Source organism: Paractinoplanes brasiliensis (assembly GCF_004362215.1).
GTDB lineage: Bacteria > Actinomycetota > Actinomycetes > Mycobacteriales > Micromonosporaceae > Actinoplanes > Actinoplanes brasiliensis.
In genome coordinates this window covers 4,406,405-4,427,368 of record NZ_SNWR01000001.1, presented here as the reverse complement: position 1 = coordinate 4,427,368, position 20,964 = coordinate 4,406,405, and the positions used below count along the sequence as shown (strand labels likewise).

The 20,964-nt window shown below is 71.6% G+C and carries 22 protein-coding genes; 11 read left to right on the top strand and 11 right to left on the bottom strand.

The features are described 5' to 3' along the window. The first annotated feature begins 8 nt into the window (after positions 1-8). Complete coding sequence (gene dapD, locus C8E87_RS20045) at positions 9-956, top strand: 2,3,4,5-tetrahydropyridine-2,6-dicarboxylate N-succinyltransferase (protein WP_203720419.1); 948 nt, start codon at positions 9-11, stop codon at positions 954-956. Here the strand turns inward: dapD and C8E87_RS20040 are convergent. Continuing rightward, on the bottom strand, positions 946-1,743 hold the full coding sequence (locus C8E87_RS20040; RefSeq protein WP_133874515.1) for a LysR family transcriptional regulator ArgP: 798 nt from the start codon (positions 1,741-1,743) through the stop codon (positions 946-948). The genes dapD and C8E87_RS20040 overlap by 11 nt on opposite strands. Positions 1,744-1,811: 68 nt before the next feature. Between C8E87_RS20040 and C8E87_RS20035 the strand changes: the two genes are divergently transcribed. The 9 genes from C8E87_RS20035 to C8E87_RS19995 all read left to right on the top strand — a co-directional run bounded on the left by C8E87_RS20035 (position 1,812) and on the right by C8E87_RS19995 (position 9,405). After that, a complete protein-coding gene (locus C8E87_RS20035) occupies positions 1,812-2,408 on the top strand; it encodes a LysE/ArgO family amino acid transporter (RefSeq protein WP_133874514.1) in 597 nt (198 codons plus the stop codon). Between the two features lie 485 nt (positions 2,409-2,893). After that, entirely contained in the window at positions 2,894-3,880 is a 987-nt protein-coding gene (locus C8E87_RS20030) for a DNA polymerase III subunit beta family protein (RefSeq protein ID WP_133876950.1), read from the top strand. Between the two features lie 187 nt (positions 3,881-4,067). Continuing rightward, entirely contained in the window at positions 4,068-4,799 is a 732-nt protein-coding gene (locus C8E87_RS20025) for a class I SAM-dependent methyltransferase (protein ID WP_133874513.1), read from the top strand. Between the two features lie 26 nt (positions 4,800-4,825). After that, positions 4,826-5,536, top strand: coding sequence for a carbon-nitrogen hydrolase family protein (locus tag C8E87_RS20020; RefSeq protein ID WP_133874512.1), 711 nt, complete (start codon positions 4,826-4,828; stop codon positions 5,534-5,536). A gap of 225 nt (positions 5,537-5,761) precedes the next feature. Continuing rightward, entirely contained in the window at positions 5,762-6,178 is a 417-nt protein-coding gene (locus C8E87_RS20015; RefSeq protein WP_133874511.1) for a RidA family protein, read from the top strand. 456 nt (positions 6,179-6,634) lie between these two features. After that, the gene (locus C8E87_RS20010; RefSeq protein ID WP_133874510.1) at positions 6,635-7,120 is read left to right on the top strand and encodes a hypothetical protein; all 486 of its coding nucleotides are present in this window, start codon (positions 6,635-6,637) and stop codon (positions 7,118-7,120) included. Between the two features lie 69 nt (positions 7,121-7,189). Then, on the top strand, positions 7,190-7,666 hold the full coding sequence (locus C8E87_RS20005) for a hypothetical protein (protein WP_133874509.1): 477 nt from the start codon (positions 7,190-7,192) through the stop codon (positions 7,664-7,666). Then, the gene (locus tag C8E87_RS20000; RefSeq protein ID WP_133874508.1) at positions 7,663-8,349 is read left to right on the top strand and encodes a hypothetical protein; all 687 of its coding nucleotides are present in this window, start codon (positions 7,663-7,665) and stop codon (positions 8,347-8,349) included. Before C8E87_RS20005 ends, C8E87_RS20000 begins: the two co-directional genes overlap by 4 nt. Before the next feature lie 408 nt (positions 8,350-8,757). Next, complete coding sequence (locus C8E87_RS19995; RefSeq protein ID WP_133874507.1) at positions 8,758-9,405, top strand: hypothetical protein; 648 nt, start codon at positions 8,758-8,760, stop codon at positions 9,403-9,405. Between the two features lie 3 nt (positions 9,406-9,408). Here C8E87_RS19995 and C8E87_RS19990 read toward each other — a convergent pair whose 3' ends face one another. The 10 genes from C8E87_RS19990 to fdxA form a co-directional block, all read right to left on the bottom strand. Next, complete coding sequence (locus C8E87_RS19990) at positions 9,409-11,673, bottom strand: FtsX-like permease family protein (RefSeq protein WP_133874506.1); 2,265 nt, start codon at positions 11,671-11,673, stop codon at positions 9,409-9,411. Continuing rightward, positions 11,670-12,347: an ABC transporter ATP-binding protein gene (locus tag C8E87_RS19985; protein WP_133874505.1), complete on the bottom strand. Its 678-nt coding sequence runs from the start codon at positions 12,345-12,347 to the stop codon at positions 11,670-11,672. Before C8E87_RS19985 ends, C8E87_RS19990 begins: the two co-directional genes overlap by 4 nt. Further along, positions 12,344-12,868: a PadR family transcriptional regulator gene (locus C8E87_RS19980; protein ID WP_133874504.1), complete on the bottom strand. Its 525-nt coding sequence runs from the start codon at positions 12,866-12,868 to the stop codon at positions 12,344-12,346. Before C8E87_RS19980 ends, C8E87_RS19985 begins: the two co-directional genes overlap by 4 nt. Positions 12,869-12,899: 31 nt before the next feature. Then, positions 12,900-14,231 (bottom strand): DUF4407 domain-containing protein, encoded by a 1,332-nt coding sequence (locus C8E87_RS19975; RefSeq protein ID WP_133874503.1) that lies wholly within the window; start codon positions 14,229-14,231, stop codon positions 12,900-12,902. Positions 14,232-14,282: 51 nt separating this feature from the next. Next, a complete protein-coding gene (locus C8E87_RS19970) occupies positions 14,283-14,930 on the bottom strand; it encodes an SIMPL domain-containing protein (protein WP_133874502.1) in 648 nt (215 codons plus the stop codon). 55 nt (positions 14,931-14,985) lie between these two features. After that, on the bottom strand, positions 14,986-16,008 hold the full coding sequence (locus C8E87_RS19965; protein WP_133874501.1) for a S8 family serine peptidase: 1,023 nt from the start codon (positions 16,006-16,008) through the stop codon (positions 14,986-14,988). A 233-nt stretch (positions 16,009-16,241) separates the two neighbouring features. After that, entirely contained in the window at positions 16,242-17,996 is a 1,755-nt protein-coding gene (locus C8E87_RS19960; protein ID WP_133874500.1) for a coiled-coil domain-containing protein, read from the bottom strand. Continuing rightward, positions 17,993-18,403 carry a hypothetical protein gene (locus tag C8E87_RS19955; RefSeq protein WP_133874499.1) on the bottom strand — a complete coding sequence of 137 codons (411 nt, stop codon included), beginning with the start codon at positions 18,401-18,403 and terminating at the stop codon, positions 17,993-17,995. Before C8E87_RS19955 ends, C8E87_RS19960 begins: the two co-directional genes overlap by 4 nt. Before the next feature lie 98 nt (positions 18,404-18,501). After that, positions 18,502-19,593, bottom strand: a complete 1,092-nt coding sequence (dapC, locus tag C8E87_RS19950) for a succinyldiaminopimelate transaminase (protein WP_239079823.1) — start codon at positions 19,591-19,593, stop codon at positions 18,502-18,504. Continuing rightward, positions 19,590-19,916, bottom strand: coding sequence for a ferredoxin (gene fdxA / locus C8E87_RS45610; RefSeq protein WP_133874497.1), 327 nt, complete (start codon positions 19,914-19,916; stop codon positions 19,590-19,592). Before fdxA ends, dapC begins: the two co-directional genes overlap by 4 nt. A gap of 82 nt (positions 19,917-19,998) precedes the next feature. On the opposite strand from fdxA, the gene C8E87_RS19940 reads away from it, so the two are divergent. Next, entirely contained in the window at positions 19,999-20,964 is a 966-nt protein-coding gene (locus tag C8E87_RS19940) for a GNAT family N-acetyltransferase (protein ID WP_133874496.1), read from the top strand.

Sequence of the window (20,964 nt, the reverse complement as noted above, 5' to 3'; positions counted from 1 at the left end):
TTCGCCACGTGGACACTGCCATCTCGACCTCGCCCGCCTGGGGCATCGGCCTCGCCACCGTCACCGCCGAGGGTCAGGTTCTCGACACCTGGTATCCCGCCGGCTTCCTCGGCCTGGGCGAGCCGCCGGCCGAGGCGCCGGTGCTCCCGGCCGGGCTGACCGGGCCCAAGGCGCTCCCCGGCCTGTCGACGGTCGAGGTGCGCACGACGATCACGTCGCTGGCCGACCCGATCAAGGACGCCTCCGACGCGTACCTGCGCCTGCACCTGCTCTCGCACCGGTTCGTCGTGCCGAATTCGCTCAACCTCGACGGCATCTTCGGCGCGCTGGCCAACGTGGCGTGGACGTCGGCCGGTCCGTGCCCGCCCGACCGGGTCGACGAGCTGCGCTTCCTCGAGCGCGCGGCCGGCCGCCACCTGGCCGTCCACGGCGTCGACAAGTTCCCCCGCATGACCGACTACGTCGTGCCGTCGGGGGTGCGGATCGCCGACGCCGACCGGGTGCGTCTCGGCGCCCACCTGGCCTCGGGCACCACCGTCATGCACGAGGGCTTCGCGAACTTCAACGCGGGCACGCTCGGCACTTCCATGGTCGAGGGCCGCATCGTGCAGGGCGTGGTGGTCGGCGACAGCTCCGACGTCGGCGCCGGGTCGTCCATCATGGGCACACTCTCCGGCGGCGGCAAGGACAAGGTACGCATCGGCGAGCGCAGCCTGCTCGGCGCGAACGCGGGCATCGGCATCTCGCTCGGCGACGACTGCGTGGTCGAGGCCGGCTGCTACATCACGGCCGGGTCGAAGATCACCCTGCCTGACGGCCGTGTGGTCAAGGCCCGCGAGCTGTCGGGCGTCAACGGCCTGCTGTTCTGGCGCAACTCCGTGACCGGGGCGTTGGAGGCCAAGCCGCGCAAGGGCACCGGCATCGAGCTCAACGCCGCGCTGCACGCTAACTCCTGAGACGAGGGGCGGCCGCCGCTTTGACGGCGGCGGTCAGCTCCTCCAGCACCGCCGATCCGATCCGCCAGTACTGCCAGTACAGCGGGACGTCGAGGTGGCGTCCGAGGTCCTGATAGCGACCGGCGGCGATGTCCTCGCGGGCGATCCACTCGGGCACCACGCCCCAGCCGAGCCCGAGCCGGATCGCCTCGATGAAGGCGGACGCGGACGGCACGTAGTGGATCGGCATATCCGACTTGTCGGGCCAGATGCGGTGCTGGAGGCGGTCCTTGCGGTCGTACAGGATCATCGCTTTGTCCTCGGGGCGCCCGCACGCCACGTACCGCATCGCGCCCAGCTTCTCGATCCGGCAGCCCTGCACGACCGACTTGTCCGCGGTGACCGCTGCCATCGCCGAACCGGATCGCAACAGGTCTGCGGTGTAGTGCTCGTCGTCGGTGTGCAGCTCGTACTGCGGCCCCGGCACCGCGGCCAGCGCGGGCAGGAACCACGTGTGCAGCGAGTCGGCGTTGACCACGATCGAGACCCGGGTGCCGTCACGCGCCTGGTCGAGGGCCTCCCGTTCGAGCAACGCGACCTGCCCGGCGAACCGTACGAGGGCCGCCCCGGCCGGGGTGGCGACGCACGGCTTGGCCCGGCGCACCAGAACCTGCCCGACCGAGCGTTCGAGGGCCTTGATCCGCTGACTCACCGCGGACGGGGTGACGTGCAGCTCGCGGGCCGCCGCCTCGAAGCTGCCGGTGTCGATGACGGCCTGGAACGTGGCCAGCTGGGCAAAGTCCACGATTAGCGATGCTAATGCAAGTTCAAAATCTTTAGTTTGAGTACGGGATGAGGGCCGCTTAGCGTCAACCTGTGCTCACCTCCGTCCTCGCCGGTTTCGCCGCGTCCGCCGTGCTCATCATCGCCATCGGCGCGCAGAACGCCTTCGTCCTGCGCCAAGGCCTGCGCCGCGAACATGTGCTCGCCGTCGTGCTGGTGTGCGCGCTGTCCGACCTGTTCCTGATCCTGGCCGGCATCGGCGGGCTGGGCGCCGTGGTCACGGCCCGCCCCGACGCGGTCACCGTGATCAAGTGGGTGGGCGCAGCCTTCCTGATCACGTACGCGGTGATGGCCGCTCGCCGGGCTCTGCGGCCGGCCGCCCTCGACCCCGCCGGCCGGGCCCCCGCCACGCTCGGCGCAACTGTGCTCACATGCTTGGCCCTGACCTACCTGAACCCGCACGTCTACCTCGACACGGTGCTGCTCCTCGGCTCGGTCGCCCAGCAACACGACCACCGCTGGCTCTTCGGGGCGGGCGCCGCGGCCGCGAGCCTGGTCTGGTTCACGGCTCTGGGCGCGGGCGCCCACCGGCTCGCGCCGCTGCTGGCCCGCCCGGCGGCCTGGCGAGTGCTCGACGGGCTGATCGCCGTCGTCATGCTGGCTGTGGCGGTCACCCTCCTGCTCAGCTGAACCGTTCCGCGCCCCGCCAAGTCATCCCATCCGCCGCTCACTGAGTTCCGACCTTCAAGCTGCCCCGATCCCAGCGCCGCCCGCACACCTAACTTGAAGCCGCCCCCGATCCCAGCGCCGCCCGCACCCAACTTGAAGCTTCCCCAAGCCATACTCTGCTCAAGGCCATCGGCCGCTCCCAGCCGAACAGCCACCCGTGCACCCCACCCCGCCCCGTCGCGCCCCACTGCAGGTCAGGCCACCTCCTGCGCTCGACAGCCTGTGGACGAGGAACCGACCGCCTGTGGACAGCCGGCGAGCGAGTGAACGTGCCTGTGGACAACTCAGCCCGCCCGGCTTGACAAGGGCGTACGGTCTCCCCCACGTCTCCCCTGAGGCGGGTGGGGGGTTGGGATGGCCGACTCCGAGCAGAAAAGTTGTCGGGGAAAGCGGGGGTTGACCCTCGACGAGGTTGAGGCGGCAGGGTCTGCGGCGTGCGAGGAGACATGATCGGCATCGGTGAGGTGGCGCGGGCCAGCGGGCTCAGCGTCAGCGCGCTCCGGTTCTACGACAGCGCCGGCGTTCTGGTGCCGGCCGAGGTCGACGCGGTCACCGGCTATCGGCGTTACTCGGGCGACCAGGTGCGGGCCGCTCGGCTGATCGCGGGGCTGCGGCGGGTCGGCATGCCGGTGGCCGAGATCGCGTTGGCCGTGCGTGACCGGCCGGCCGACGTACGCCGGCGGCTCGACGAGCATCGGCAGCGGCTCGAAACCGGGCTGGCCGACGCGAAGCGTGAGCTCCTCCGCATCCACGCCCTGCTCGACCTGGAGGAGAACTTGATGACCCGGATCACCCTGCCCTCGTCCGCTTTGGCCGCCGCGCTCGACGCCGTCCGGTTCGCCGCGGGCGCCGACCCCGAACTGCCGATGCTGCGGTGCGTGCTGTTCGACGTGACCGACGGCGTGCTCACGCTGGTCGCCACGGACCGTTTCCGCATGGCCGTGGCGTCGGCGCCGGCCGAGGTCGAGGGGCCGCCGATCCGCTCGGTTCTGCCGCTCACGTTTGTCGACGAGTGGCGCCCCACGCTCACCGGCGGCCGTGCCGTGCTCGATCTCACCCCGGATCACGTACGCGTGGACGGCGGCAAGATGGAGGTCAAGCCCCTCGACCTCGACTACCCTGATCACCGCCGCCTGCTCGACGGGCTCGATGCCCCGAGCACGCGCCTGACCGTGGACACCGAGTCCCTTCGCGAAACGGTGGCAGCCGCTGCGGCCGAGCCCCGGGAGCACGAGGGGAAGGCGTACGAGGCCGTGACCTTGACCTTGGACGACACGCGGGTGCTGGTGAACCGCGAGTTCCTGCTGGAGGCCCTTGACGCGGGCGGGGCGGGGCAGCTCGTGCTGGAGCTGGACGGCCCGATCAAGCCGCTGGCCGTACGCGTTCCGGGCGACGATTCCCGCTTTTCGATCCTCATGCCCGTACGGGTGTGACGCAGGCGCCAACGTCTCAAGGCGCGACCCGTACGGCCGAACGGGATCCCCTGTGAGCGCAGTGCCAGATCGCAGCCGAATAACGTTGTCGCGGGGGCGTAACAATTTACGTCCCCGTCACGCGTACGCGCTTGAGCAACGTCACATCGGGTGCGCGGCGCACAGCCGGACTGGCTACCGTCGTCGGGTGCGCATCGGGCAGCAGTACGAGGACTCCACGGCCGGCGAGCGCGCCACCGGCTGGGAGTTCGCCTGGCTGGACGGGCGCGACGTGGGCTCCGAACCCACCTGGTCCTACCCCGCGATCGCCCGCGCCCTGGTCCGCCGGGCGTCCGCGCTGCTCGACCTCGACACCGGCAACGGCGAGTTCCTGGCCGAGCTCGCGCCTCTCCCGCCGCACACGGTCGCGGTCGAGAGCTGGTCGCGCAACACCCCGGTGGCCCGCGACCGGCTCTACCCGTTCGGGGTGCAGGTGCTCACCGAACTGCCCGGCGGCGAGGACGAGTTCGACGTGGTGCTCAGCCGCCACGGCCGGTTGCCCGCCGCCGACATCGTGCGTCTGCTGCGCCCCGGCGGCACCCTGCTCAGCCAGCAGGTGGGCAGCGACGACCTGGCCGGGCTGAATGTGGCGCTGGGGGCGCCACCGGCCCACCGCCAGCCCTGGAACGCCGACGTCGCGGTGGCGGCTCTGACCGACGCCGGCCTCGAGGTCCTCGACGTACGCGAGGAACGTCCGCCGGTGACGTTCACCGACGTCAGCGGCATTGTGCGCCAACTTCGTGATCTGCCCTGGCAGATCCGCGACTTCTCGCCGAGGCTGTACCAGGACGCATTGGAGCGCCTCGACACGTTCATCCGCCTGCACGGCGCCTTCACCGTGACCGCCCATCGATTCCTCGTCGAAGCCGTCCGACCGTAACCCCACCCCCAAAGAAAGATCGGCCCATGCGCTCGTTGATCCTTGCCGTCGCCCAGCCGCCCGTTCACCCCCTCGACGTGACCGCCAACGTCACCCGGCACGCCGCCGCCGTGCGGGCCGCCCACGCCCGGGTGGTCGTCTTTCCCGAGCTTTCCCTGACGGGGTACGACGTCGACGCGCCCCTGATCGCGCCGGACGACCCGCGGTTGCGCCCACTGATCGACGCCTGCGCCGCCATCGATTCGATCGCGCTGGTGGGCGCCCCGATCGCGGGTCCGCACATCGCGACGCTGCTGGTCGACGGGGAAGGCGCCCGGATCGTCTACCGCAAGGCCCACCCGCACGGCGCTTCCGAGGCCCGGTTCCACGCCGGGCCGGGTCCCGAGGTGATCGAGGTCGACGGGTGGCGCCTGGGCCTGGCGATCTGCCGTGACACCGGGATCGAGGAGCACTCGGCCGCCACGGCGGCGCTGGGCATCGACGCGTACGTGGCCGGCGTCGTCGACAACCCGGACGACGAAACCGTGATCGCCGAGCGAGCCCGCAAGATCAGCACTACGTACGGGGTGTGGACCGCTGTCGCCTCGTGCGCCGGCGCGACCGGTCCCGACTATCCGGACACCGCGGGCCGCTCCGGCATCTGGGCCCCCGACGGTCTGCTCGCCGCCCGGGCCGGCCGCGCCGTCGGCGAGATCGCGCGGGCCACCCTCTACGCCGAGGAACTCGCCCGCCTCTGAGTCTTCTTCCGTCCCGGCACCAGGCTCGTGCGCAGTTCGAGCGTCACCGCGCCACCGACACGGTCGAGGGCCGGCCCCGACACCCTCCAGGCGGCGCTGGTCATCGAGCGTGTGCGCCCGACCGGCACAGTCGAGTTTGTGCTGGACACCGCCGACGTCCCGCCTGGCGCGAGATTGTCGACGGCATGTGCCATGCGTCCGACAGCAGCGGCTAGGCTCCGGAGCGTGCTGCGCCATTACGGACGTCCGGAAGGCTCCCCGCCTACCAACGGCTACAGCCACGCCGTCGCGTTCACCGGCACCACGGTCGTCGTCTCGGGGCAGGTGCCGCTCGACGCCGAGGGCCGCCTGATCGGCGAGGACGACGTGCTCGAACAAGCCCGCCAGGTGTTCCGCAACATCGAGACCGCCCTGGCCGCAGCCGGCGCGACGATGTCCGATGTGGTCAAGCTGACGGTCTTCCTGACCAGCCTGGCCGACCTGCCCGCCTTCCGTACGGCCCGCGACGAGTTCATCAACCGGGACAATCCGCCCGCCAGCTCGCTTGTGCAGGTCGCCGGCCTGGTACACCCCGACTTCCACGTCGAGGTCGAGGCGACCGCCGTCCTACCCGATTCCGGGCAACAGAACCGTCAGCAGTAAGCCTCTTTCAGGTGAGTCCGCCGGGAAATAGGCTGACCCGTTAGAGGAAATCCGCACTTGCACTTGGGCAAGGATCGCGACCGGCGCTCGTGTTTTCCTCACGTTCACCCCCGCATCCAGGGGGTTACGGCCCACAATGGATCATTTCCGGCTTGAGTGCCGCGCGCTTGCCTGATAGTCGTCTCGTTTCGGCAGCACAACCGGCGTGAGCAGCCGTCTTCGGCGATCGTCGAGGCGCCGGCAACGCTTGATCCTTCACGTTTCTCTCAGCCCATCGGGTTAGGCCGATCATCGACAATCGGCTGACGCGACGTTCCGCACAGGACAGGCAAACGCTCTATCGCTTCCGCGTTTTGATTCGGTCATCTTTGTCGCAGCGCCGGAACGCCTCGAAGCCCCGGCACACAAATTCCGAGCACCACTGCGATTAGTCGCCCGTTCCTGGAGGAACTTCTGATGCGCAAGATGACCAAGCGTTCCGCGATCGTCACCGGCGTCGCCGTTGCCGCACTCGGTATCGGCGCGACCGCGTGGGCCGCCAGCTGGCTCGTCACGGGTTCCGGGTCGGGAACGGCGTCGGCCGCGAAAATCGAGAAGCTCGAGGCAACTGCCAAGGTGAACGGCAACGTCTTCCCCGGGGCGAAGACAACCATCACCTTGACCGTCAACAACAAGAACGAGTTCCCGGTGCAGATCGATCCGACCTCCTTCGTGCCGAAGCCGGTCAAGGTGACGCCGGCCGGCGCTGAAGCGACGACCTGCGCCAACAACCTCAAGCCGTCCGCCATCACTGACTTGAAGATCATCAAGGGCGACGGGAAGGTTCCGGCGAAGAGCAAGGCAGAGGTCACCGCCGACCTTCTCATCGGTGACCTGCCGCAGGAATGCGCGGGCAAGTCGTTCGAGCTCGACTACGACTTCTCCGGCACCAGCGCCGCCTGATCTCCCATCGCCGCGTCAGTGCGGGACCTCGACCGTCCCGCACTGACACTCTTCCCTCGGAGGCGCTTGATGAAGGTCTGGTGGGTCACGGTCGCCTCGGTCGCGCTGCTCGGCGGGGTTGTTGTGGCGCTCCTCCCGAGCGCGCCGGACACCTCACGCGGCTCGGATGACGAGGCCATGGTGATGGTGGGCCGCGAGCACAACGACGGCACGGTGCGTTTCACCATCGAGGGCAGGACCGTGCGGGGCCTCTATCCGGGGGCGGTCAAGCAGATGCGGACCACGGTGGTGAACCCGTCCCGGCACCGGTTACGCGTCCAGAAACTCGACGGCAAGGTCGTCTCCACGTCACGTCGCTCCTGCCCGATTCGTAACCTGCAGGTCAGGCCGTACGACGGAAAGCTGCCTCAGTTCATCGAACCCTACGGACGGGTGACCCTGTCCGGCGCGCTCCCCGTCGCCATGCCGCCGGACGCCCCCAGCAACTGCGCCGGTGTCCGCTTCACCATCGCGCTCTCCGGCGTTGGTCGTCAGGAGGGCCGATGAGGCGCGCGGGCCGCTACGCGGTGGTCGGCGCCGTCCTCGTCGTTTCCGGCGTTCTCGGCACCTACCTCGCCTACGCGAATTGGTCCCTCCCGGCCAGCGCTGTCAAGGTCACCATGAAGGCGGCGCAGATGCCGCGCGGGGTGAAGCCGAGCGTCGCCAAGCAGTCCGGTGCGGCGGTGGTCAGCTGGAGCGCGCAAGAGATCGCCGCCGGCGTGAAGATGGACCGCTACACCGTGACGGCACACCGCCAGGACAAACCCGCCGAATCCGCTATCGTCCGCGAGGTCACCGCGTCCGGCGGGCCCACCGAGTCGGTGATCTTCACCCCCGCGCAGGTGGAGGGGGGCGTATGGCGCTGGACAGTCACCCCGCACTTCGCCTCCTGGACCGGCGCCGCCGGCGGACTCAGCAACCGGCTGACGTTCGACCCGGCCCCCGCCGCCAAGCTTGTGAACGCACCGGTCCCCACGACGGGCGTCACCACAATCCCGGCTCCAACGCCAAGTGTCGTCTCCACGAGTAAGCCGGCCACCACGAGATCGGCGGCGCCCGTCGAAGCGCCGCCGAAAGAAGAAGCCATCACCACACCCCCGCCCGTGTCCTCGCCCGTGGGGCAGGAGCCTCCGGTGAAGGGGCCGGGTCCGTCCGCCAGCGGATCGGCTCCGGCGGACATTCCTCAATAGGTGGGGAAAATGATCGAGCCCGCGGCGGGGTCCCACGCCGCGGGCTCGGTCCATTTGTGCGCCCGGACGAGCCGGGCGCACAAACTTGAATGGTGGATTACCGGATCGAAACCGGCCGATGCCACAGTGAAAGTTGCACATTTGGCCGACGGCCGCCCCCGACATTCGGCGCCTGTGACGTATCCCCTGGTCAGTGCGATGCCCGCCTTTCCCTCTTTGGGATTAGGCCGGATAGGCGCAACTGTGCGAATTATGCGCGCAGAACCGCGGACGGAATCCCGATCACACGACCCGGAGTCGTCAGCGACCGTTGTTACACACGAGTCTCGCACCTGTCGCTGAGGAGGAAGGCCCCGCAATGCTCACCCCGATCTTCCGGCCTGCCCCGAACGCGAAGGCGGCACGGCCATGATGCGGCGCGAGGCCCTCACTCGACTCCGGGAGGGCGGCGGCTTCTACGGCCGCGGCCAGGACGGCAACAGGTTCCCCGACATGCACATCGAACTGGACCCCTCCGACCACGAGGAGCCGACCTGGGAGGTCCGCCGGGCCGGCGAGGGCCGCAAACGGCGGCTGGACCGGCGGACCCGGATGATCCTCGGCATCGCCGCGCTCGCGGCCGTCGTGGTCAACGCCGGGGCGGCCTGGTCGTACTGGCAGATCACCGGCTCGGAGGTCGCGGTGGCCGACGGCCCTCCGGTCGAGCTGTCGCTGCGTGCCCGGTCCGATCTGAACAGGCCGCTCGCCCCGGGCCACACCGGCGACCTCATCGTCACGGTGACCAACGACAGCGACTTCCCGATCAGGATCAGCTCGGTGACCGGGGACGGGCCGGTGGTGGCCGACCCCGAGCACGGGGAGGCGGGCTGCAGGCCGACCGGTGTCGAGTTGACCCGGCCCAGGTTCGACGTGCAGTGGGAGGTGAGCCGCAACACCGTCGGCGCCTTCAACGTGCCTGGGGGGCTGAGCATGCGGGCGGACGCCAAGAAGACCTGCGCGGGCGCGATCTTCGCCGTGCCGGTGCGGGTCTCCGGCGTACGGAAGCAAGGAGGTTGACCTTCACTCGTATCTGAGCTGCTCGGTGCTGGTGACGCGACCCGCCGCGGGCAGGAGCACGCCGACCGTGGTCGCCACGACGAGCACGGAGCCGACGGCCACGGGCCCGAGCACGGCCGACGTGTCGAAGAGGACCGGCACCGCCGCCGTACGCATGAGCACCGCTCCCAGCCCCGCGCCGGCGCCGATCGCGAGGGCGATCCCGGCCAGCAGCGGGACCAGGGCCTGCAACAGCACCGACCAGATCACTGTGGACCTGCGGGCGCCGACCGCTGCCAGCACGCCGAGCAGCCGGCGCCGGTCGTGCAGGCGGGACGCCACGTCGAGCAGCAGTCCGACGCCCATCATCAGCAGGATCACGGCCGACCCGAGGTTGAGCGCGACGCGCAGGGACGCGTACTTGTCGTATTCCGGAGCCATCGCCGTGAACTGCGCGAGCGGGTCGATCTCGGCCGCGAGCCCGCGCAACTGACCGGCCACCGTCGCCGGGGCATCGTCACCGGCGAACATCCGGGTCTCGACGAACCAGGGGACGGCCCGCGCCAGTTGCGGCGGAACAACGCCCGGAGTCAACAGCAGGCTCGTGCTGACCACCTGCGCGTCGGTGCCGACCAGCCGGGCCGGGCGCGCCCCGGGCGGAACCGGCAACGTCGCCCCCGGCGAAGGGTCGAGCCGACCGGCGTCCAGGGTGAAGGACCGGCCCACGTCCCCGACGACGAACGTGTCACCGTCGGCGCAGCGGTCGAGGGCCGCGATCTGCCGCAGGGCCGCGCAGTCGCCGACCACCGCATAGCCGCTGCCCGCGGCCTCCCGGCCCAGGTACAGGCTGTATTTGGCCACCGTGCCCGCCCGTACGCCCTCGACCTGCTCGAACGAGGCGGTGCGCTCACGCATGGCTGCCGGCGACACCCGCCCGGGGGCCTGCAGCACGTACGCGGGGTCGGCCGGGTTGTCCGGGGTCGCTCGACGCACGCCGGCCGCGCCGAAGAACGAGTGCAGGGCGATCGCGCCGGTCACCGCGACGACGATGCCGGTGACGGCGCGGGTCGACGCTGCCGGGTTCTGGCGCAGCTGCTGCGAGGCGAGCTGCCAGGAGGCCGAGCCGCCGGGCAGCACACGGGCGGCCAGCGGCACGACGTACGGCACGAGCGGGATCAGCGCGATCACTGTCAGCACCACGCCGAGACCGGCCCTGTCCTCGTCGGGTTGCGGCGCCCCCGTCAGCACGGGCCACAGCAGGAACAAGCCGGCGGCCGGCGGCAGGAGTCGCCACCACAGCCGGCCGTTCCAGGTGGCCGAGCGGCGGAACACGCCCAGCGGCTCGACCGCGACACCGCGGAAGCCGAGCAGTGTCAGGCCGGCCGACAAGGCGAGCACCACCGCCACGACGAGCAGGGCCAGGACCGGTACGGGACGGATGTCGGCCGGGAAGACGCTGACGTCGAAGAGCCGCAGGTCGGCCGCCCGCCCGCGAACCATCAGGTAGAGAACTGTGCCCGCGGCCAGCCCGAGTACGGCCGGCACCAGGCTTTCGCCGAGCCCGATGCGCAGCACGGCCCGGCTGTCCGCGCCGACCAGCCGGATCGCGGCCAGGCGGCGGTCGCGGGTCTCGGCCCCGAACCGCAGCGCGGCCCCGATGAAGATGGCCACGGGCAGCAGCAGGGTCGCCAGCATCGCGGCGACCACGACGTACGTGCCGGCGCCGGGCTCGTCCTCGATCCGGTAGCCGAACCGGTCGACCCGCCAGGAACCCGTGCCGACCAGGGTTTTGGCCCGCTCGTAGCCGGCGTAGTAGGCGAACTCGTGCGGCCCCGACAACCCGTTCGGGCCGATCGTGCCGATCACCTCGTACGGCATCTGGCGGCGCAACGTGTCGCCGTCCGGCCCGGCCAGCGCCGCTTGCAGGGCGGGTGAGGCGTACATCTGCCGGTCGGCGGGGAAAGCGGGCACCCCGGGCGGCAACGGCGCCTCGGGCGAGTCCGGCCAGATCAACCTTCCCCGTACGGCGTTGGCACCCCACTGCGCGTCCACGGCCGCGACGATCAGCGTGCGGCCCGCCGGCACCTCGGTCGCGCCCACACTGTCGGCGCGCGCCTGGATGCGGGCCTCCCGCGCGTCCAGCATGACCGGCACCGAGGCGCCCAGCAGCAGGGCAGCCGCCCCGATGGCGACCCCGGCCGAGGCCATCGCCGTGCGCAGCCAGCCACGACGGCCGCTCGGGAAGGCCAGCCGGATCCCGAGGGCGAGCTCGGCCACTACCCGTCTCATCGCGCTGCCATCCGTTCGGTGCTGCGGCCGTCCCGCACGACGATCCCGCGGTCCGCGTACGCGGCCACCCGCGCGTCGTGCGTGACCAGGACAACCGCCGCGCCGGCCGCACGGGCCGCGCCGGTCAGCATCTCCATCACGTGCTCGCCGGCGACCGAGTCGAGCGCGCCCGTCGGCTCGTCCGCGAAGATCACCCGCGGGCCGGCGACCAGGGCCCGCGCCACGGCCACCCGCTGCTGCTGACCGCCGGAAAGCTCACCCGGCCGGGAACGGGCCTTGTCGGCCAGGCCGAGCCGATCCATCAGGCCGGTGGCGCGGCGCTCGGCCGTACGGCGGGAGACCCCGTCGAGGCGCAACGGCAGCGCGACGTTCTGCAGCGCGGTCAGCTCGGGCACCAGCTGGCCGAACTGGAACACGAACCCGAACTCGCGGCGGCGCAGGGCACTGCGCCGGACGTCGTCGAGCGCCGACAACTCCTGGCCGTCGTAACCCACGTGCCCGGCGTCCGGCCTGGTCAGCCCGGCCGCACAGTGCAGCAGCGTCGACTTGCCCGAGCCGGACGGGCCCATCACCGACACGATCTCGCCCGCGTGCACCCGCAGGTCGGCCCCGGCCAGGGCGGTCGTGGGCCCGTACGCCTTGTGCAGTCCCTCGGCCCGCAGCAGCGCGCTCACCGGCGGATCCGCTCGGCCAGCTCGTCGAGCAGCGTGGCGGTGTGCTCGAGCCAGCGCAGGTCGGCGTCGAGGTGGAAGAGCGCGTGGTCGCAGATGATCCGGTCGGCCAGGTCGCCGTTCTGTTTGCGGCGGGTCAGCTCGCGCATGGCCACCAGGTGCTCGTCGCGCTGCACGTCGAGCACCGCGGCGGCCGACCGCCCGGTGAGCAGGGCGCCGATCACCTTGGCGTACAGGGCGCTCTGCAGGTATTGATCCGGTTTCTCGGGCTCGTCGAGCCAGCGCCGGACGTCGGTGACCCCGGCCTCCGTGATCGTGTAGCGCTTGCGGTCGGGGCCGCCCTCGCCGTCGACCCCGTCGACGCTGACCAGGCCGTTGCGCAGCAGCTTGGCCAGGGTCGTGTAGACCTGCCCGTAGTGCAGCGGGCGGTCGCCGCCGAAGTGCTCGTCGTAGGCGCGTTTCAGGTCGTAGCCGTGCTGTGGCCGCCCCTCGAGCAATGCCAGGAACGCCGTGGCGATCGTCATGGCGCGCCACTATACACATGGCTACATAGTTCTATTCGGGCTCGGACGGCAGCGCGCGCAGCGGGCGGCGGTGACGGCCGGCCTCCTCGGCGCCGTTGCGGAACTCGGTGTGCACGGGCCGGTGGTGGCGGCCGTCGTGGGCGGTCAGCTCGCGGATCTCGGGCGGGACGACCACCGACGTCCGCAGCACCGCGCTGGCCCGCTCGGCCGAGTCACGCATCACGTCGGCGTCGTGGGTGGCCGCCTCGATGCCGTCGGCCACCACGCGGGCCATCGCCTCGCCGTACGTGCGGGCGTCCTGGATCTCCCGTTCGTGGATCAGCGTGGCCTCGTGCTCACGGCGGCGGGCGGCCCGGGCCTCGTTCCGCTCGTAGCCGTTGCCGCGGGAGGCGAACTTGAGCCCGACGGCGGCGCAGTCCAGCGCGACCAGCAGCAGCGTGATCCCGAGGTAGAAGACGCCGACACCCCAGAAGTCGCTGGTCATCAGGTGCCACATGGCCGCCGTACGGGCGCCGAAGCCCGCGTCCGCCTTGACCGCGACCTCGTTGGCCTCCCGCTGCTCGGCGATCCGGCGGGTCAACTCGACCTGCTCCTCGGAGCGGGCCTGCCGGGCCGTACGCTGCGTGTCGAGCAGCCGCCCGGCCTGCACGTCGAGCGCGGTGGCCTCGTCGTCGAGCGACCGCGACCGCTTGACCAGCTGATCGCACGAGCCACCGCGGGGGCAACCGGCCGCGCGGGTCACGCCGTCCCCGGCCGAGTCGGCGACCGCCTGCTGATAGAGCCGGCGGGCGTCCTGACGTTTCTGGGCGGCACGGTCGGTCAGGCCACTCACGACGGCGTCGTCAGCCGCGGTCTCCCGTTTGAGCGCCTCGATCCGGGCCGCATAGGTTCCGACCACCCCCGTACGGTCGATCCGGCTCAGCTGCTGGTTGTGCACCTCGTTGAGGCGCGCGTCGATCTCGCCCTGGTAGCGCGAGAGCATGAGCGGCTCGGTGATCAGCACGGCGAACAGCAGGGCCAGTCCGAGGCGCCCGGCGTACAGGCCGATGGTGGGCTTCTTCAGGAAGTGCCGGGGGTCGGTCGACTCGAGGTTCTCGTAGCTGATCGCCACCCGGCCGACCACCGCCCGGTCGTACGCGACCACGCCCGCCGCCACCATCGGGCCGACCAGCCAGCGGTACCACGGGTGCTGATAGTTCGAGCTCGCGTCGATGAACGCGGCGCCACCGACCGTGGCGTACACGAAGTAGAGCAGGATGAAGACGCCGATCGCCGAGTAGAGCACCCGGTCGGTGTGTGTGGTCACGCTGGCCGGGTTGACGTTCGCCACCCGCAGCAGCACGTCTCTGCGGCCCTTCGGCATGCAGCCGAGTCTTGCCGATCTTGGGTCGTTGCGTGCCCGAAACGCCGGGTTTTACCGCCCTGCCAGATCCGGCTCGGTGATCGTGACCCGGACCGTCACCGAGGCCGACACCGTCTGCGGCTGCGGGTCGACGTCGAAGCCCGCCGACTCCGCCCCTCCGGCGTCGAACGCGGCCATCCGCATCATCGGCTGCCCGCCTCCCGCGCCCTCGTCGGCGATCTCGACCAGCCGATCGACCCGGGCGCCGACGGCCGCTGCGTACTCGCGGGCCCGCGCCAGCGCATCGGTGATCGCCTCGGCACGCACCTCGGCCCCGGCCCGGCTGCCCTGCCGCAACTGCCACCACGGCCCGGACACCGCCGCGTGCTCCAGACGGGCCAGCCGCAGCAAAAGCTGACCGAGCGGCTCGAAGTCGGTCAGGGTCACCGTGGTGACGATGCTTCCCGTGTACGCCACCACGCGCTCGCTGCCGCGCTTGAGCTCGGGCAGCACCCGTACGCCACCGGTCTCGCGTCGCTCGATGGCGTCGCCTGCCTCGGCCAGCAGCTCGTGCAGCTCACCGGAGCGTTCGAGCAGACGGCTCACCACGGCTTCCCGCTCACGATCGCGCGCCGACAGGGTGACGGTGAGAAGGGCCTGCTCGGGCGGCACCTCACGGAACGCCTCGCCACGAACCACGATCATCGGTTGCTCGGCCATGCCCCGAACGCTACCCGCCAAGCCGCCGCCTCGCTGCGGCCGGTTCGCCGGCTGATCACCTTCGGCGCGTCCGGACCACCATGAAGAACGCCAGCCCCGCCACGAACACCAGCACGCCGACGCCCACGATCAGCAACGGCGGCACACCACTGTCGTCGGTGGACGATGCCGTGGCCGTGTTGCGTGCGGGTCCCGGCGACGGTGGTGCGGACTTCCCGGCCCGCGGGGCGGTCAGCGCCGCGATCAGGTCCATCTGTCCCTCGCCGTACCGGTCGTCGCGCCCTCCGGCGCCGCGGTCCACAGCTGTCGACAGGAGACGGTCGACGACCTCCTCGGCGCGCATATCGGGATACCGCGCCCGGATCAGCGCAACCCCGCCCGCGACCAGGGCCGACGAGAGGCTGGTGCCGTTGCTGACGGCGTACTTCCCGCCGGGGCGGGCGACCGGGATCGAGACCCCGTACGTGACCAGGTCCACCTCCGGTCCACGATTGGAGAACGACGCGATCCGGTTGTCGCGTCCCACCGATCCGACGGCGATGACATGCGGGAAGGCGGCCGGCTCGACGACGCCACCCCCGCCGTTGCCGGCCGAGGCGACCAGCACCACGTCGTTGGCGTAGGCCTCGGCGATCGCGTCCGCGAGCACCTGGTCGGACTCGAGGTCGAACGACATGTTGACGACCTTGGCGCCGTGCTCGACGGCCCACTTGATCCCGTTGGAGATCAGCAGGTCGTCGTTGACGGGCCGGATCGGCATGACCTTGCTCCGCGGCGCCACCCCGAGCAGGCCGCGCCCGGAACCGTGGCCCCGCCCGGCGATCAGCGTGGCGATGCCGGTGCCGTGCGGCCCGGTGTCCACATCGTCGGAGGGTTCGTTACGGGTCACCACCCAGCCCGGCACGGTCGCCCCGCGCAGATCCCGATGCCGCGTGTCCACCCCCGTGTCGATCACGGCAACCGTCACCCCGGCGCCGCCCTTGCCGAGCTGCTGAGCCTGCTCCAGCCGCATCTCCGGGAAGTACCACTGCCGATCCCGCCACACGTCCGCGCGGGCCGGCACCGGATTCGAAAGCACAACAAGCACCGAAACCACAAACGCGGCCCCGACCCGACCGGCTCGCGGCCACCGCGCGACCGACGTCACCGCGGGCCATGCCCCACTCGCAGTGAGCCGACCGGCCGCCCACCCGCCCGGCACCGGTTTCTCGGCGGACCGTTCTTGCGGGCACGGGCCACTGCTACGGGGCGAACTCCGCTCGGCTTCAGCCCGCCACCGCGCGCCGGACCGCCGACGAACGGGAACCCGAGTCACCCGCGACGGCCGATCACGCCGGGGCCGGGGTCGTGCCGGGCGTCGTCGGGGCCGGGACCGATCACCGGACTGACGCCCTCGGCGACCTGCCAGAGGTTGTCGGGGTCGAAGCCTGTCGGCTCGTCGCCGTAACGGGACCGTCCGCCGCTCCCCGGCCGAGCGCCGCTCGCGAAGTTGTGCCGATCGGGACCGACCGGGTCATCGGGCAGCCAGGCCGGTCGTGGCGCAGGCGTGGCAGCACCACGGCCGACTCCACCGAAGCGGCCGGACGCTGAACCGCCCACACCGATCCCCGAACGGCCACCGCCCGAACCGGACGGGCCGCCGATACCGCCCATGCCTGCACGGCTGCCGCCAACGCCCAGCGGGCCGCCGATCGGGCCCGCTGTCCCTGCCGGAGCCGTGCCGAAAGCCTCGACGTCACCGGCACCGGGGCGAATGCCACCGGCCTCGTCACCGTCGCGTCCTGCGGACCGGCCCCGCCGAGAGCCGGGGCCGCGCACACCGCCGAGCCCACGGCCGGCCGCGCCACCCGCTCCACCGACCCCGCCGAGCTGCGGCCCTCCGGCGCCACGGCCCACGCCACCGGCCCGGCCGGTCTCGCCCTGCACGCCGCCTTGGCCGGGCCGAGAACCGACACCGCGGCCACCCGTCGCGCCCGGACCGGCTGTGCCGCGACCACCGGTAGCGCCCGGACCGGCGACTCCACGCCCGCTCGTCGCGCCCGGACCACCGATCGCTCCGGTGCCGGGACCACCGATGACCGCGCCGGAGGGCAGTGTCCGGCCCACCCCAGGGCCACGACCGGCACCGCTCACCGGAGGTCGCCCGCTCCCGGCGCCCGGCACCGGACCGCGCCCACCCGGCAACACGCCCGGCCCGGCCCCGCCGCCACCCGGCAGCACGCCCGGCAGCAGGGGAGGAACGCCACCAACCGGAGGAGGGGTCCCGACCGGCGCAGGCCCCAGCGGCCCGCCCACCGGCGCCGGCAGCGTGGACGGCGGATTGATCACACCGGCCAGGTCGGGCCCACCCGGACGAACCACGGCGCCCACTCCCGGGCCGGAGGGGCCGTCGGGCACGACCGGGTTCTGGCCCGGCAACGGCGGCGGCGGTTCGTGCGGCACGCTCGGGCTGACTCCGCCCGAGCCCAGACGCCCCGAACCCGAACCCGAACCGCTGCCCGGCCCGCTCCCCGACCCCGGCGGCCACTCCTGCGGGCCCTCACCGACGGTGAAGTTGTAGGGATCCGGCACCCGCAGCTCGGCCACCGCGTCCGCGACCGCGCCCTCCATTTTGATCATGGCGGCGCGGGCCTGCTCGTCGATCTCGTCCTCGGCGCTGTCGAACCAGCGCGGCACCAGGTCGTCGCTCTTGTCCTTGTACTTCTCCCACAGCGGCTCGATCGACTTCTTGGCCGTGTCGAGCGCGTTCAGGATCTTGTCGAGCCCGTTGGCCGTCGTGTCGGCATCGGCCGACGCCACCTCGAGCCGGGCCATCAGCCGGTCGAGCTCGTTGAGGAACGCCTCGGCCGACGCGTTCTCCTCGGGCGGCCACGCGGCGATCAGGTCGGCCTTGGCGGCGGCGAGGGCCTGGTGCTGGCCGCGGATCGACCCGGCCAGCCGGCGCCAGCCGTGCACCTGTTCGCGGGCGAGCCCGTCCTCCTCGTTCATCACCATCGACCACAGCCGGGGCGTGTTGAAGGCGCCCCAGTTCGTGCAGAAGCTGCTGGTCAGCACGGAGTCGCTCATATCGCCTGCCGCCCGCCGTGGGGGACGTGCCGCTCGGCCGTCTCGCGCCGGGCCCGGGACTCGGCCGCGGCCGCCGCCAGCGCGCCGTTGATCCAGTCGGTGCGGTCGGCGGCGCGTGCGTCCGTGGCCTCGAGGGCCGCCGCCACCTTGGCCGCCGCGTCGGCGAGGACGCGAGCCGCGGCCATGTACTCCTCGATGTTCGCGGTCGAGGCCTGCACACTTGCCGCGTACCGGGACTTGGCAGCGTGCACGCTGCCGCTGGCATTGTTCACCCCGAAACGCACCCCGGCGCCGAAGGACACCCGCGCCTCGGAATACCCCGGCTCGAGGGTCCGGGACGTGTCGTCCTGAACCTTGTCGGAGAACCTGTTCAGACCGTCGGTGTCGACGCGAATGCCGTCACTCACGACCGCCTCCCCGTAGCTACGTCGTCTCGCAACGCACCGAGAGTAGCGACCGCTGTCTACGGAGCAAAGCCGTACGCGACCTCATGATCACGTACGGTTCAGGTGAGCCGGGCCACCGCCGCGGCCACGCGCTCGTCGGTGGCGGTCAGCGCGATCCGGACGTGCTGTTCGGCCGCCGGGCCGTAAAAGGCGCCCGGAGCAGCCAGGATGCCCCGCTCGGCGAGCCAGTCGACGGTCTTCCACGAGTCCTCGCCCCGGGTCGACCACAGATAGAGGCCGGCCTCGGAGTGACTGATCTCGAATCCCGCTTTCGTGAGCGCCGCCCGTAGCTGCTCCCGGCGCGCGGCGTAGACCGAGCGTTGCGCGGCCACGTGTTCCTCGTCGCCCAGAGCGGCGATCATCGCGGCCTGCACGGGGGCGGGCACGATCATGCCGCCGTGTTTGCGGACCGCGAGCAGCTCGCCGATCAGCGCCGGGTCGCCCCCGACGAAACCCGCTCGATAGCCGGCCAGGTTGGACCGCTTGGACAGCGAGTGCACGGCAAGCACTCCGGTGCAGTCGCCGCCGGTGACCGCGTCGTCGAGCACCGAGATCGGTTTCGTCTCCCAGCCCAGCGACAGGTAGCACTCGTCACTGGCGACCACGACGTTACGCTCGCGCGCCCAGGCGACGACCTTGCGCAGGTGCTCGACGGGGAGCACCTTGCCGGTCGGGTTGGACGGCGAGTTGATCCAGACCAGGCGTACGGAGGGATCGGGCCCGACCGCCGTCAGGGCGTCCGACCGGATCGCCTTGGCCCCGGCCAGGCGCACGCCGACCTCGTACGTCGGGTAGCCGATGGCCGGGATCACCACCGTGTCGCCGGGGCCGATGCCGAGCAGCGTGGGCAGCCAGGCGACCAGTTCCTTGGAGCCGATCGTGGGCAGCACGCCCAGGGCGCCCGAGGCGCCGCACTCGCGGGCGAGCCACTGCGTGATCGCCGCCCGCAGAGCCGGGGTGCCCGCGGTGAGCGGGTAACCCGGCGAGTCGGACGCGTCCGCGAGGGCTCGCCGGATCAGCTGCGGCACCGGGTCGACGGGAGTGCCGACCGAGAGGTCGACTATCCCGTCGGGGTGCGCGGCGGCACGGGCCTTGGCCGGTTCCAGCAGATCCCACGGGAAGTCCGGCAGGGCCGCGGAGAGCGAGCTCAGTGCTCGTCCCCCCTCGGGGGCTGCGACGCGACGAACGGCGTGTCCTTGTCGATCTTGCCGACCTTGGCGGCGCCGCCGGGCGAACCGAGGTCCTCGAAGAACTCGTAGTTCGCCGTCGTGTAGTCCTTCCACTGGTCGGGGACGTCGTCCTCGTAGAAGATCGCTTCGACCGGGCAGACCGGCTCACAGGCCCCGCAGTCGACGCACTCATCGGGGTGGATGTAGAGCATCCGGTTGCCCTCGTAGATGCAGTCGACCGGGCATTCCTCGATGCACGCCTTGTCGAGCACATCGACGCACGGCTCGGCGATGATGTAGGTCACGGGTCTTTCCCTCCAAAGCCACGCCGCGGGGACCGCCGGCGACAGTTGCAGAGCCTAGTATCACCGCCGGAGGAGGTGACACGTGCTCCGTCGGCAGGATGTGGGACACCGGGTGGTGGTACGCCGAATTGTAGGCGTTTCCCAGAATCGGACGCTCTACTCGGATGCCCTGGGTGAGCTGGTCGGGCTCACCGAGACCGATCTTACGATCGCCACCGACAAGGGCACCGTCCGCGTCCCTCTGCGTGAGGTTCATCGCGCCAAACGGGTTCCGCCCGCCCGGCGCCCGCCCGCGGCCGAGGTCATCGCCCTCGAACTGGCCGCGAACGACGCGTGGCCGGCCCCGACACAGGCCAGGCTGGGCAGCTGGATCCTGCGGGCGGCCGAGAACTGGACGGGCCGGGCGAATTCGGCCCTGGCCGTGGGCGATCCCGACCGCCCGCTCGAGGCGGCCGTGGACGCCGTACAGGAGTGGTATTCCGCACACGGCCAGCGCACGCTGATCAACGCGCCGATGCCGCTGGCGGCCCCGGTCAACGCCGCCCTGGACGCCCGCGGCTGGAGTGCCCGGCCGCTCACGCTGGTGCAGACGGCCTCGCCGGCCTCGCTGCTCGCCGCGTTGCCGGCCCGATCCGACCTGCCCCCGGCCGAGCTCGCCGACAGCCTCGCCGACGACTGGCTGGCCATGGTGGCCGAGCACAAGGGCACGCTTCCGGCCGCCGCCCGCCGCATCCTGACCGCCCCCGCCGATGTCGTCTTCGCCCAGGTCCGCGACGCCGGCGGTGGCCTGCTGGCGGTGGGCCGGGGCGCGGTCACCGGCCCCGGCCGATGGCTCGGCGTGTCGCTGCTGCAGACCGCTCCGCACGCCCGCCGGCAGGGCCTGGCCCAGCACGTGTTGCGCGAGCTGGCCCAGTGGGGCGCCCAGCGCGGCGGCGCACGGGTCTATCTGCAGGTCGAGGAGCGCAACACGAGCGCTGTCGCGCTTTACGGGCGGGTGGGCTTCACCACCCACCACACCTACCTGACCCGCGAGGCCCCGCAGCCCTGA

Coding starts and splice junctions, on each gene's coding strand:
- C8E87_RS20030 (WP_133876950.1), top strand. CDS start 2,894: ATGATCGGCATCGGTGAGGTGGCGCGGGCCAGCGGGCTCAGCGTCAGC.
- C8E87_RS20020 (WP_133874512.1), top strand. CDS start 4,826: ATGCGCTCGTTGATCCTTGCCGTCGCCCAGCCGCCCGTTCACCCCCTC.
- C8E87_RS20010 (WP_133874510.1), top strand. CDS start 6,635: ATGCGCAAGATGACCAAGCGTTCCGCGATCGTCACCGGCGTCGCCGTT.
- C8E87_RS20005 (WP_133874509.1), top strand. CDS start 7,190: ATGAAGGTCTGGTGGGTCACGGTCGCCTCGGTCGCGCTGCTCGGCGGG.
- C8E87_RS20000 (WP_133874508.1), top strand. CDS start 7,663: ATGAGGCGCGCGGGCCGCTACGCGGTGGTCGGCGCCGTCCTCGTCGTT.
- C8E87_RS19995 (WP_133874507.1), top strand. CDS start 8,758: ATGATGCGGCGCGAGGCCCTCACTCGACTCCGGGAGGGCGGCGGCTTC.
- C8E87_RS19990 (WP_133874506.1), bottom strand. CDS start 11,673: ATGAGACGGGTAGTGGCCGAGCTCGCCCTCGGGATCCGGCTGGCCTTC.
- C8E87_RS19980 (WP_133874504.1), bottom strand. CDS start 12,868: ATGACGATCGCCACGGCGTTCCTGGCATTGCTCGAGGGGCGGCCACAG.
- C8E87_RS19975 (WP_133874503.1), bottom strand. CDS start 14,231: ATGCCGAAGGGCCGCAGAGACGTGCTGCTGCGGGTGGCGAACGTCAAC.
- C8E87_RS19970 (WP_133874502.1), bottom strand. CDS start 14,930: ATGGCCGAGCAACCGATGATCGTGGTTCGTGGCGAGGCGTTCCGTGAG.
- C8E87_RS19960 (WP_133874500.1), bottom strand. CDS start 17,996: ATGAGCGACTCCGTGCTGACCAGCAGCTTCTGCACGAACTGGGGCGCC.